Here is a 12,744-nt window from a genome sequence, read left to right on the forward strand (position 1 = left end):
GTATTACGGGGCAAAATAGTTTCTGTTTATTGTGGCAGGTTGGTTTATGAGTGCTAATACCGAAGCTCAAGGGAGCGGGCGTGGCCTGGAAGCGGTAAAGTGGCTAGTCGTAGTGTTACTACTGATTCTGGCCATCGTAGGTAACTACTTTTACCGTGAAGTCTCGCTGCCGTTGCGTGCGCTGGCCGTCGTTGTCCTTATCGCTGTAGCCGGTGGCATTGCGCTGCTGACCACGAAAGGTAAGTCTACACTGGCGTTTGCCCGTGAAGCCCGCACCGAAGTTCGCAAGGTCATTTGGCCGACTCGCCAGGAAACGTTGCATACCACGTTAATCGTTGCCGCGGTTACTGCCGTGATGTCACTGATTTTGTGGGGACTGGATGGTATTCTGGTCCGTCTGGTATCGTTTATCACTGGCCTGAGGTTCTGAGATGTCTGAAGCTCCAAAAATGCGCTGGTACGTCGTTCAGGCGTTTTCCGGTTTTGAAGGCCGCGTAGCCCAATCGCTGCGCGAGCATATCAAGTTACATAACATGGAAGAGCTTTTTGGCGATGTCATGGTTCCAACTGAAGAAGTGGTTGAGATCCGTGGTGGTCAGCGTCGTAAAAGCGAGCGTAAGTTCTTCCCGGGTTATGTCCTGGTCCAAATGCTCATGAATGATGCAAGCTGGCACTTAGTGCGTAGCGTGCCTCGCGTCATGGGATTCATTGGTGGTACCTCCGATCGTCCGGCACCTATTAGCGATAAAGAAGTCGATGCGATCATGAACCGCCTGCAGCAGGTTGGTGATAAGCCACGTCCGAAAACCATGTTTGAACCTGGTGAAATGGTCCGTGTTAGTGACGGTCCGTTCGCAGACTTCAACGGTGTGGTTGAAGAAGTGGATTATGAGAAAAGCCGCCTGAAAGTGTCGGTTTCAATCTTTGGGCGTGCTACGCCGGTTGAGCTGGACTTTGGTCAGGTTGAAAAAGGCTGATAATCACTCTGCGCGGAGACAGACTGTGGGGTAACCACTCCCTGCATATAAAATGATCTCTTTGAGTGAAAATTGGTTGCGAGAGGCGCGAAATTGCCATACAATTTCGCGCCTTTTGTTTTTATGCGCTGTTCGCAGCGTGTGGAATATTAATCACGGGGAGCTCTTCACGGAGCGTCTGAACCCAATTGAGGAATTATCATGGCTAAGAAAGTACAAGCCTACGTCAAGCTGCAGGTTGCAGCTGGTATGGCAAACCCAAGTCCTCCGGTCGGTCCGGCACTGGGTCAGCAAGGTGTTAACATCATGGAATTCTGTAAAGCGTTTAACGCCAAAACAGAATCCCTGGAAAAAGGCCTGCCTACTCCAGTTGTGATTACCGTTTACTCTGACCGTTCTTTCACCTTCGTTACCAAAACGCCTCCAGCACCTATCCTGCTGAAGAAAGCGGCTGGTATTAAGTCTGGTTCCGGTAAGCCGAACAAAGACAAAGTCGGTAAAGTAACGCGTGCTCAGGTACGTGAAATCGCAGAAACTAAAGCTGCGGACATGACTGGTGCTGATATTGAAGCGATGGCTCGCTCAATTGAAGGTACTGCTCGTTCCATGGGCCTGGTTGTAGAGGACTAAGAAATGGCTAAGCTGACCAAGCGTATGAGCGTGATCCGCGACAAAGTTGATGTAACTAAACAGTATGACATCAACGAAGCTGTTGCTCTGCTGAAAGAACTGGCTACTGCCAAGTTCGTTGAAAGCGTTGACGTAGCGGTAAACCTGGGCATTGATGCCCGTAAATCTGACCAGAACGTTCGCGGTGCAACTGTACTGCCACACGGTACTGGCCGTTCTGTTCGCGTTGCCGTATTTGCCCAGGGCGCAAACGCTGAAGCTGCTAAAGCTGCAGGCGCTGAGCTGGTAGGTATGGAAGATCTGGCTGACCAGATCAAAAAAGGCGAAATGAACTTCGACGTTGTTATCGCATCTCCTGATGCAATGCGCGTTGTTGGCCAGCTGGGCCAGGTACTGGGCCCACGCGGTCTGATGCCTAACCCGAAAGTGGGTACCGTAACCCCTAACGTTGCTGAAGCGGTTAAGAACGCTAAAGCCGGTCAGGTTCGTTACCGTAACGACAAAAACGGCATCATCCATACCACTATCGGTAAGGTTGATTTCGATGCAGATAAACTGAGAGAAAACCTGGAATCCCTGCTGGTTGCGCTGAAAAAAGCAAAACCTTCACAGGCGAAAGGCGTTTTCATCAAGAAAGTTAGCCTGTCCACCACTATGGGTGCAGGCGTTGCAATCGATCAGGCTGGCCTGAACGCTGCAGTTTAATCTGCTTTACGCGGGCGAAAGTTTCTATTAGAATCTTACGCCCGTTGTTCCGTTAATTGCGGAACCAGAATTTTCGGTTGGAGCCTGGCCTTATCCAGGCCTCCGTCCAAGACCGCAGGTGTCTCGAAAGAGGCTTAATCTCCTGCGTAGACGGTGACAGAACCTGAAGAATATTTTTATAGTCTTTGCTGGATTCTGCTCACCGTGTTAAGCGCCTGACTTCGGAAACGCGGTCAGGTGAAGTGAGTTCCGGAGAAATTCATCTCCGGCAAAATCCAGGAGCAAAAGCTAATGGCCTTAAATCTTCAAGACAAACAAGCGATTGTTGCTGAAGTCAGCGAAGTAGCCAAAGGCGCGCTGTCTGCGGTAGTTGCGGATTCTCGTGGCGTACCAGTAGGCAAAATGACTGAACTGCGTAAAGCAGGTCGTGAAGCTGGCGTTTACATGCGTGTTGTTCGTAACACCTTGCTGCGCCGCGTCGTTGAAGGTACTCAGTTTGAGTGCCTGAAAGACACGTTCGTCGGTCCAACCTTGATTGCATATTCTATGGAACACCCGGGCGCTGCTGCTCGTCTGTTCAAAGATTTCGCTAAAGCGAATGCAAAATTTGAGGTTAAAGCTGCGGCCTTTGAAGGCGAGTTAATCAGTGCGGCTCAGATCGACCGCCTGGCAACTCTGCCTACTTACGATGAAGCAGTCGCACGCCTGATGGCAACCATGAAAGAAGCCGCTGCCGGCAAACTGGTTCGCACTCTGGCTGCAGTACGTGATCAGAAAGAAGCTGAAGCTGCATAAGCTCAGGCCTTTCATTTTCCGTACTCTTGCTAACGTATTTACACCTAAACTGAATTTCAGGAACATTTGACATGTCAATCACTAAAGAACAAATCATTGAAGGCGTTGCAGCCCTGTCTGTAATGGAAATCGTTGAACTGATCTCCGCTATGGAAGAAAAATTCGGCGTTTCAGCTGCTGCTGCAGTTGCTGGCCCAGCCGCTGCTGCTGAAGCTGTAGAAGAAAAAACCGAGTTCGACGTTGTACTGAAAGCTATCGGCGCTAACAAAGTTGCCGTGATCAAAGCAGTACGTGGCGCAACTGGTCTGGGCTTGAAAGAAGCTAAAGACCTGGTTGAGTCTGCACCTGCTGCCCTGAAAGAAGGCATCAGCAAAGACGACGCTGAGTCTCTGAAGAAAGCACTGGAAGAAGCTGGCGCAGAAGTTGAAGTTAAGTAAGCCAACCTTTCAGGTTGCAGCCTAATCTGATTTAGGCTGACGGCTGGTGACTTTTTAGTCACCAGCCTTTTTGCGCTCTACAGCGTCAATGACGTTTCACACTGTTTAGTCATTGAATTGCTTAATATCTTTCTCTATCGACGACTTAATATATTGCCCTCCTGCGGCGCTTCTCTGCTTTGCTACGGCAACGAAATGATTTAAGAGTGATAGAAAGAGGTATTACGGAAGGGGAGTCTTCTTTCCGCGTCACAAAATAGTGTTGCATGAACTGTCCCCTCTGGACGGACAGCGAGGTTCTACCTTTCAGCGAGCTGAGGAACCCTATGGTTTACTCCTATACCGAGAAAAAACGTATTCGTAAGGATTTTGGAAAGCGCCCCCAGGTGCTCGACATTCCTTATCTCCTTTCTATCCAGCTTGACTCGTTCCAGAAGTTCATCGAGCAAGACCCGGAAGGTCAACATGGTTTGGAAGCGGCTTTCCGTTCCGTATTCCCAATCCAAAGCTATAGCGGTAATTCTGAACTGCAGTACGTCAGCTACCGTTTAGGCGAACCTGTTTTTGATGTGAAAGAGTGTCAGATTCGTGGCGTCACGTACTCTGCACCCCTGCGCGTAAAACTGCGCCTGGTGATCTACGAGCGCGAAGCGCCGGAAGGCACCGTTAAGGACATCAAAGAACAAGAAGTTTACATGGGTGAAATTCCACTCATGACCGATAACGGTACCTTTGTCATCAACGGTACAGAAAGGGTTATCGTTTCTCAGCTGCATCGTAGTCCTGGTGTCTTCTTCGACAGCGATAAGGGTAAAACCCACTCATCGGGTAAAGTGCTTTATAACGCACGTATCATTCCTTACCGTGGTTCATGGTTGGACTTTGAGTTCGACCCGAAAGACAACCTGTTCGTTCGAATTGACCGTCGCCGTAAATTGCCTGCGACCATCATTCTGCGTGCACTGAATTACACCACTGAGCAGATCCTTGACCTGTTCTTTGACAAAATCGTGTATGAAATCCGCGACAACAAGCTGCAGATGGAACTTGTTCCTGAGCGCCTGCGTGGAGACACTGCCTCATTCGATATCGAATCCAACGGTACTATCTACGTTGAGAAAGGCCGTCGTATTACTGCACGTCATATCCGTCAGCTGGAAAAAGATGGCATTGAGCACATCGAAGTTCCTGTTGAATACATCGCCGGCAAAGTCGTTGCTAAAGACTATGTTGACGAGAGCACCGGTGAGCTGATCGTTGCTGCCAACATGGAGCTGTCGCTGGATCTGCTGGCTAAGCTGAGCCAGTCTGGTCACAAGCGCATCGAAACGCTGTTCACCAACGACCTGGATCACGGTGCGTACATTTCCGAAACCGTCCGCGTCGACCCAACCAGCGATCGCTTGAGCGCACTGGTTGAGATCTACCGCATGATGCGCCCTGGTGAACCACCAACGCGCGAAGCGGCTGAAAACCTGTTCGAGAACCTGTTCTTCTCTGAAGACCGCTACGATCTGTCTGCGGTTGGTCGTATGAAGTTCAACCGTTCTCTGCTGCGTGACGAGATCGAAGGTTCCGGTATTCTGAGCAAAGACGACATCATCCAGGTGATGCGTAAACTGATCGGGATCCGTAACGGTATTGGCGAAGTGGATGATATCGACCACCTCGGCAACCGTCGTATTCGTTCCGTTGGCGAAATGGCAGAAAACCAGTTCCGTGTCGGTCTGGTCCGTGTTGAGCGTGCGGTGAAAGAGCGTCTGTCTTTAGGCGATCTGGATACCCTGATGCCTCAGGACATGATCAACGCCAAGCCAATTTCTGCAGCAGTGAAAGAGTTCTTTGGTTCCAGCCAGCTGTCCCAGTTTATGGACCAGAACAACCCACTGTCTGAGATTACGCACAAACGTCGTATCTCTGCACTTGGCCCGGGCGGTCTGACGCGTGAGCGTGCAGGCTTTGAAGTTCGAGACGTTCACCCGACGCACTACGGTCGCGTGTGCCCAATCGAAACGCCTGAAGGTCCAAACATCGGTCTGATCAACTCCTTGTCCGTGTACGCACAGACCAATGAGTACGGTTTCCTGGAAACCCCATACCGTCGCGTTCGCGAAGGCGTGGTGACCGACGAAATTCATTACCTCTCTGCAATTGAAGAGGGTAACTACGTTATCGCTCAGGCTAACACCAACCTCGACGACGAAGGTCACTTCGTAGACGATCTGGTTACTTGCCGTAGTAAAGGCGAATCGAGCTTGTTCAGCCGCGATCAGGTTGACTACATGGACGTATCCACCCAGCAGATCGTTTCTGTTGGTGCGTCACTGATCCCGTTCCTGGAGCACGATGACGCCAACCGCGCATTGATGGGTGCAAACATGCAACGTCAGGCGGTTCCAACTCTGCGTGCTGATAAGCCGCTGGTTGGTACCGGTATGGAACGCGCGGTAGCGGTTGACTCCGGTGTTACAGCCGTAGCAAAACGTGGTGGTACTGTTCAGTACGTGGATGCATCCCGTATCGTTATCAAAGTTAACGAAGACGAAATGTACCCAGGCGAAGCCGGTATCGACATTTACAACCTGACCAAATACACCCGTTCTAACCAGAACACCTGCATCAACCAGATGCCTTGCGTGAACCTGGGTGAGCCAATTGAACGTGGTGATGTGCTGGCTGATGGTCCTTCAACGGATCTCGGCGAACTGGCACTGGGTCAGAACATGCGCGTCGCGTTCATGCCTTGGAACGGCTACAACTTCGAAGACTCCATCTTAGTCTCCGAGCGTGTGGTACAGGAAGATCGCTTCACCACCATCCACATTCAGGAACTGGCATGTGTGTCTCGTGACACCAAGTTGGGGCCGGAAGAGATCACCGCTGACATCCCTAACGTGGGTGAAGCTGCGCTCTCCAAGCTGGATGAATCCGGTATCGTTTATATCGGTGCTGAAGTGACCGGCGGCGACATTCTGGTTGGTAAGGTAACGCCGAAAGGTGAAACCCAGCTGACGCCAGAAGAGAAGCTGTTACGTGCAATCTTCGGTGAGAAAGCGTCTGACGTTAAAGACTCTTCTCTGCGCGTACCAAACGGCGTATCAGGCACCATTATTGATGTGCAGGTCTTCACCCGCGATGGCGTGGAAAAAGACAAGCGCGCGCTGGAAATCGAAGAGATGCAGCTGAAGCAGGCGAAGAAAGACCTGTCTGAAGAATTGCAGATCCTCGAAGCTGGCCTGTTTAGCCGTATTAGCTACCTGCTGGTTGCCGGTGGCGTTGAAGCGGAAAAACTGGAAAAGCTGCCTCGCGAGCGCTGGTTGGAACTCGGCCTGACCGACGAAGACAAGCAAAACCAGCTGGAACAGCTGGCAGAGCAGTACGACGAGCTGAAGCACGAGTTTGAGAAGAAACTCGAAGCGAAGCGCCGCAAAATCACTCAGGGCGATGACCTGGCACCTGGCGTGCTGAAAATCGTTAAAGTGTATCTGGCCGTTAAACGTCAGATCCAGCCTGGTGACAAGATGGCTGGTCGTCACGGGAACAAAGGTGTTATCTCCAAGATCAACCCGATCGAAGATATGCCATACGATGAGAACGGTACGCCGGTCGACATCGTACTGAACCCGCTGGGCGTACCATCACGTATGAACATTGGACAGATTCTTGAAACCCACCTGGGTATGGCTGCGAAAGGTATTGGCGAGAAGATCAACGCCATGCTTAAGAAGCAGGAAGAAGTGTCTAAGCTGCGTGAGTTTATTCAGCGTGCGTACGATCTGGGCTCCGATTTACGTCAGAAAGTCGATCTGAACACCTTCACCGACGACGAAGTGCTGCGTCTGGCAGAAAACCTGAAGAAGGGGATGCCAATCGCAACACCAGTGTTTGACGGCGCGAAAGAAAGCGAAATCAAAGAGCTGTTACAGCTCGGCGGCCTGCCTTCTTCTGGTCAGATCACGCTGTTTGATGGTCGTACTGGCGAGCAGTTCGAGCGTCAGGTTACCGTTGGCTACATGTACATGCTGAAACTCAACCACTTAGTGGATGACAAGATGCATGCACGTTCTACCGGCTCTTACAGCCTCGTTACTCAGCAGCCGCTGGGTGGTAAGGCGCAGTTCGGTGGACAGCGATTCGGTGAGATGGAAGTGTGGGCACTGGAAGCATACGGTGCCGCTTATACCCTGCAGGAAATGCTGACCGTGAAGTCTGATGACGTTAATGGCCGTACCAAGATGTATAAAAACATCGTGGACGGTAACCATCAGATGGAACCGGGCATGCCGGAATCCTTCAACGTACTGTTGAAAGAGATCCGCTCGCTGGGTATTAACATCGAGCTGGAAGACGAGTAATCCCTGTGACTATCAGGCTGTAGCCCATGTGGATGCAGCCTGAGAGAGAACGGGAAAAGCACTCGAATTTGTACTGGTTACAGCACGTCCGCCTGGACGTGCTGAGAAGTCTCACTCCGACGGGAGCTAATCCGTGAAAGACTTACTAAAGTTTCTGAAAGCGCAAACTAAGACCGAAGAGTTTAGTGCGATCAAAATTGCTCTGGCCTCGCCAGACATGATCCGTTCATGGTCTTTTGGTGAAGTTAAAAAGCCAGAAACCATCAACTACCGTACGTTCAAACCAGAACGTGACGGGCTTTTCTGTGCGCGTATTTTCGGGCCGGTAAAAGACTATGAGTGCCTGTGCGGTAAGTACAAGCGCCTGAAACACCGTGGTGTGATCTGTGAGAAGTGTGGCGTTGAAGTTACACAGACCAAGGTTCGCCGTGAGCGCATGGGCCACATTGAGTTGGCATCACCTACTGCGCACATCTGGTTCCTGAAATCGCTGCCTTCGCGCATCGGTTTGCTGCTGGATATGCCACTGCGTGACATCGAGCGCGTGCTGTACTTCGAATCATACGTTGTGGTTGAAGGCGGCATGACCAACCTCGAGCGTCGTCAGATCCTGACTGAAGAGCAGTATCTGGATGCGCTGGAAGAGTTCGGTGACGAATTCGACGCGAAGATGGGTGCGGAAGCTATTCAGGCCCTGTTGAAAAACATGGATCTGGAGCAGGAATGCGAGACGCTGCGTGAAGAGCTGACCGAAACCAACTCCGAAACCAAACGCAAAAAACTGACCAAGCGTATCAAGCTGCTGGAAGCGTTCGTTCAGTCTGGTAACAAGCCAGAGTGGATGATCCTGACCGTGCTGCCTGTACTGCCACCGGATCTGCGTCCGCTGGTACCGCTGGACGGCGGTCGTTTCGCTACGTCGGATCTGAACGATCTGTATCGTCGCGTGATCAACCGTAACAACCGTCTGAAACGCCTGCTGGATCTGGCTGCGCCAGATATCATCGTACGTAACGAAAAACGTATGTTGCAGGAAGCGGTCGATGCGCTGTTGGATAACGGCCGTCGCGGTCGTGCGATCACCGGTTCTAACAAGCGTCCTCTGAAATCTTTGGCCGATATGATCAAAGGTAAGCAGGGTCGTTTCCGTCAGAACTTGCTGGGTAAACGTGTCGACTACTCTGGTCGTTCGGTTATCACCGTCGGTCCATACCTGCGTCTGCACCAGTGTGGTCTGCCGAAGAAAATGGCACTGGAGCTGTTCAAACCGTTTATCTACGGCAAGCTGGAACTGCGTGGTCTTGCTACCACCATTAAAGCTGCCAAGAAAATGGTTGAGCGTGAAGAAGCTATCGTTTGGGATATCCTCGACGAAGTGATCCGCGAACACCCGGTCCTGCTGAACCGTGCACCAACTCTGCACCGTCTGGGCATCCAGGCATTTGAGCCAGTACTGATCGAAGGTAAAGCTATCCAGCTGCACCCGTTGGTTTGTGCGGCTTATAACGCCGACTTCGATGGTGACCAGATGGCTGTTCACGTACCGCTGACGCTGGAAGCCCAGCTGGAAGCGCGTGCGTTGATGATGTCTACCAACAACATCCTGTCTCCAGCGAACGGTGAGCCAATCATCGTTCCTTCTCAGGACGTTGTATTGGGTCTGTACTACATGACCCGCGACTGTGTTAACGCCAAAGGCGAAGGCATGGTGCTGACTGGCCCGAAAGAAGCTGAGCGTGTTTACCGCGCCGGTCTGGCCTCTCTGCACGCTCGTGTGAAAGTCCGTATCACCGAGCACGAAAAGAACGAGCAGGATGAGTGGGTTGCTAAAACCAGCATCATTGATACCACCATTGGTCGCGCCATTCTCTGGATGATCGTGCCTAAAGGTTTGCCGTACTCTATCGTCAACCAGGCGCTGGGCAAAAAAGCGATCTCCAAGATGCTGAACACCTGTTACCGCATCCTGGGCTTGAAGCCGACCGTTATCTTTGCGGACCAGACCATGTACACCGGTTTTGCCTATGCAGCGCGCTCAGGTGCGTCAGTAGGTATCGACGACATGGTCATCCCAGAGAAGAAAGTGGAAATCATCACCGAAGCGGAAGCAGAAGTGGCTGAGATCCAGCAGCAGTTCCAGTCTGGTCTGGTTACCGCTGGCGAACGCTATAACAAAGTGATCGATATCTGGGCTGCGGCCAACGAACGCGTTGCTAAAGCGATGATGGAAAACCTGTCTACCGAAGTGGTTATCAACCGTGACGGTGAAGAAGAGCGTCAGGTTTCCTTCAACAGCATCTTTATGATGGCTGACTCCGGTGCGCGTGGTTCTGCAGCACAGATTCGTCAGCTGGCCGGTATGCGTGGTCTGATGGCTAAGCCAGATGGCTCAATCATCGAGACGCCAATTACCGCGAACTTCCGTGAAGGTCTGAACGTACTCCAGTACTTCATCTCCACGCACGGTGCACGTAAAGGTCTTGCGGATACCGCACTGAAAACAGCTAACTCCGGTTACCTGACCCGTCGTCTGGTTGACGTGGCACAGGATCTGGTTGTCACTGAAGACGATTGTGGTACCCACGAAGGCATCATGATGACCCCGGTTATCGAGGGTGGTGATGTTAAAGAGCCACTGCGTGAGCGTGTTCTGGGTCGTGTGACGGCTGAAGATGTGATCAAGCCGGGTACTGCTGACATTCTGCTGCCACGCAACACCCTGCTGCACGAACAGCAGTGTGACCTGTTGGAAGAGCACTCTGTTGACAGCCTGAAAGTCCGTTCGGTAGTAGGTTGCGAAACTGACTTCGGTGTGTGTGCACACTGTTATGGACGCGATCTGGCACGTGGTCACATCATCAACAAAGGTGAGGCCATCGGCGTTATCGCAGCACAGTCCATCGGTGAGCCGGGTACCCAGCTGACGATGCGTACGTTCCACATCGGTGGTGCGGCATCTCGTGCGGCTGCTGAATCCAGCATCCAGGTGAAGAACAAAGGTACGCTGAAACTGATCAATGCCAAGTCGGTAACCAACTCCGCTGGCAAGCTGGTGATCACCTCGCGTAACGTTGAACTGAAAATGATCGACGAATTTGGTCGTACCAAAGAGAGCTATAAAGTTCCTTACGGTTCAACCATGGCGAAAGGCGACGGCGAGCAGGTTGCAGCGGGCGAGACCGTAGCAAACTGGGATCCGCACACCATGCCAGTGATCACCGAAGTGAGCGGTTTCATTCGCTTCACTGACATGATCGACGGCCAGACCATTACCCGTCAGACAGATGACCTTACCGGTCTTTCTTCTCTGGTGATCCTGGACAGTGCTGAACGTACTGCCGGTGGTAAAGATCTGCGTCCAGCGCTGAAAATTGTTGATGCGAACGGCAACGATGTGATGATCCCAGGCTCCGATATGCCTGCTCAGTACTTCCTGCCGGGTAAAGCAATTGTGCAGCTGGAAGATGGTATCAAGATCAGTTCTGGTGACACCCTGGCACGTGTACCGCAGGAATCTGGCGGTACCAAGGACATCACCGGTGGTCTGCCACGCGTTGCTGACCTGTTCGAAGCCCGTCGTCCGAAAGAGCCGGCAATCCTGGCTGAAATCAGCGGCATCATTTCCTTCGGTAAAGAAACCAAAGGGAAACGTCGTCTGGTTATCACCCCGATTGATGGCAGCGATCATTACGAAGAGATGATCCCGAAATGGCGTCAGCTGAACGTGTTCGAAGGTGAACGTGTTGAACGTGGTGATGTTGTTTCCGATGGCCCTGAGTCTCCACATGACATTCTGCGTCTGCGTGGCGTGCATGCGGTGACCCGTTACATCACTAACGAAGTGCAGGAAGTTTACCGTCTGCAAGGCGTTAAGATTAACGATAAGCACATCGAAGTCATCGTGCGTCAGATGTTGCGTAAAGCAACCATCGCAAGTGCAGGAAGTGCAGACTTCCTGGACGGTGAGCAGGTTGAGTTCTCACGCGTTAAAATTGCTAACCGTGAGCTCGAAGCCAACGGCAAAATCGCAGCGACCTTCGCACGCGATCTGCTGGGTATCACCAAAGCGTCTCTGGCGACCGAGTCCTTCATCTCTGCGGCCTCGTTCCAGGAAACGACGCGCGTACTGACCGAAGCAGCCGTTGCGGGCAAACGCGACGAACTGCGCGGCCTGAAAGAGAACGTCATCGTGGGCCGTCTGATCCCAGCCGGTACCGGTTACGCTTATCATCAGGATCGTATGCGCCGTAAAGCAGCTGGCGAAACGCCGGTTGTTCCTCAGGTGACTGCGGACGAAGCTTCTGCCAGCCTGGCAGAGTTGCTGAACGCGAGCATGGGCGGCAAAGACGATTAATCGTCTCTGACCCTCAAGCCACTAAAAACCGCTCTCCGGAGCGGTTTTTTTATGCCTGCGATTTACGGACAAAAAAATGGGTGGCCGGATTTCTCCAGCCACCCTAAATACGGGCCGTGTCAGCCCAACACCACATCATTTATAGCGACGAACATCCTCACAGGTCATGCCAATATCTTTCAGCTGGCTTGCGCTAAGCCGTGAGAGAATTTTGCGGGTCTCTACCCGGCTCCGCCAGGCTTTCCACAGACGGTAAGGCAATTTGTAGATCAGATGAAACGGTGAATCTGCGAAAGGCTTTGCAGCCCGATTTTCATTGAATTCCATGATGCTCTCCTCAACGGGGTATGGGGCTATTTTGCGCGGAAGCGGAATTTCAATACAGATGCAAAAAACACCTTTATTTAACATACAGATTGGCAGATAGTGAGTCTGAATGGTCAGATGCAGAGCGATCTGTACTGGTTTCTGGCTTGTATACCGTGTGGAGA

At 51.9% G+C, this 12,744-nt stretch carries 9 protein-coding genes; 8 read left to right on the plus strand and 1 reads right to left on the minus strand.

Features of this window, described 5'->3' with window-relative positions:
* Nucleotides 1–46 precede the first annotated feature (46 nt).
* The 8 genes from secE to rpoC all read left to right on the plus strand — a co-directional run bounded on the left by secE (nucleotide 47) and on the right by rpoC (nucleotide 12,253).
* The gene (gene secE / locus EBC_RS02755) at nucleotides 47–430 is read left to right on the plus strand and encodes a preprotein translocase subunit SecE (RefSeq protein ID WP_013200291.1); all 384 of its coding nucleotides are present in this window, start codon (nucleotides 47–49) and stop codon (nucleotides 428–430) included.
* Between the two features lies 1 nt (nucleotide 431).
* Nucleotides 432–977, plus strand: coding sequence for a transcription termination/antitermination protein NusG (gene nusG, locus EBC_RS02760; protein WP_013200292.1), 546 nt, complete (start codon nucleotides 432–434; stop codon nucleotides 975–977).
* A 201-nt stretch (nucleotides 978–1,178) separates the two neighbouring features.
* The gene (gene rplK, locus EBC_RS02765) at nucleotides 1,179–1,607 is read left to right on the plus strand and encodes a 50S ribosomal protein L11 (protein ID WP_013200293.1); all 429 of its coding nucleotides are present in this window, start codon (nucleotides 1,179–1,181) and stop codon (nucleotides 1,605–1,607) included.
* Nucleotides 1,608–1,610: 3 nt separating this feature from the next.
* The gene (rplA, locus tag EBC_RS02770) at nucleotides 1,611–2,312 is read left to right on the plus strand and encodes a 50S ribosomal protein L1 (protein WP_013200294.1); all 702 of its coding nucleotides are present in this window, start codon (nucleotides 1,611–1,613) and stop codon (nucleotides 2,310–2,312) included.
* Nucleotides 2,313–2,603: 291 nt separating this feature from the next.
* A complete protein-coding gene (gene rplJ, locus EBC_RS02775; protein WP_013200295.1) occupies nucleotides 2,604–3,107 on the plus strand; it encodes a 50S ribosomal protein L10 in 504 nt (167 codons plus the stop codon).
* Nucleotides 3,108–3,178: 71 nt separating this feature from the next.
* Entirely contained in the window at nucleotides 3,179–3,544 is a 366-nt protein-coding gene (gene rplL, locus EBC_RS02780) for a 50S ribosomal protein L7/L12 (RefSeq protein WP_013200296.1), read from the plus strand.
* Nucleotides 3,545–3,870: 326 nt separating this feature from the next.
* Nucleotides 3,871–7,899: a DNA-directed RNA polymerase subunit beta gene (rpoB, locus tag EBC_RS02785; protein ID WP_013200297.1), complete on the plus strand. Its 4,029-nt coding sequence runs from the start codon at nucleotides 3,871–3,873 to the stop codon at nucleotides 7,897–7,899.
* A gap of 133 nt (nucleotides 7,900–8,032) precedes the next feature.
* Entirely contained in the window at nucleotides 8,033–12,253 is a 4,221-nt protein-coding gene (rpoC, locus tag EBC_RS02790; RefSeq protein WP_013200298.1) for a DNA-directed RNA polymerase subunit beta', read from the plus strand.
* A 135-nt stretch (nucleotides 12,254–12,388) separates the two neighbouring features.
* Here rpoC and EBC_RS02795 read toward each other — a convergent pair whose 3' ends face one another.
* Nucleotides 12,389–12,580 (minus strand): DUF1127 domain-containing protein, encoded by a 192-nt coding sequence (locus EBC_RS02795; protein WP_013200299.1) that lies wholly within the window; start codon nucleotides 12,578–12,580, stop codon nucleotides 12,389–12,391.
* Nucleotides 12,581–12,744 lie beyond the last annotated feature (164 nt).

Origin of the sequence: Erwinia billingiae Eb661, assembly GCF_000196615.1 — a bacterium.
In the GTDB taxonomy this organism is placed as follows: Bacteria; Pseudomonadota; Gammaproteobacteria; order Enterobacterales; family Enterobacteriaceae; genus Erwinia; species Erwinia billingiae.

Bases quoted from the DNA above. Each gene is read 5' to 3' on its own strand.
- secE (WP_013200291.1), top strand. From the start codon at position 47: ATGAGTGCTAATACCGAAGCTCAAGGGAGCGGGCGTGGCCTGGAAGCG.
- nusG (WP_013200292.1), top strand. From the start codon at position 432: ATGTCTGAAGCTCCAAAAATGCGCTGGTACGTCGTTCAGGCGTTTTCC.
- rplK (WP_013200293.1), top strand. From the start codon at position 1,179: ATGGCTAAGAAAGTACAAGCCTACGTCAAGCTGCAGGTTGCAGCTGGT.
- rplA (WP_013200294.1), top strand. From the start codon at position 1,611: ATGGCTAAGCTGACCAAGCGTATGAGCGTGATCCGCGACAAAGTTGAT.
- rplJ (WP_013200295.1), top strand. From the start codon at position 2,604: ATGGCCTTAAATCTTCAAGACAAACAAGCGATTGTTGCTGAAGTCAGC.
- rplL (WP_013200296.1), top strand. From the start codon at position 3,179: ATGTCAATCACTAAAGAACAAATCATTGAAGGCGTTGCAGCCCTGTCT.
- rpoB (WP_013200297.1), top strand. From the start codon at position 3,871: ATGGTTTACTCCTATACCGAGAAAAAACGTATTCGTAAGGATTTTGGA.
- EBC_RS02795 (WP_013200299.1), bottom strand. From the start codon at position 12,580: ATGGAATTCAATGAAAATCGGGCTGCAAAGCCTTTCGCAGATTCACCG.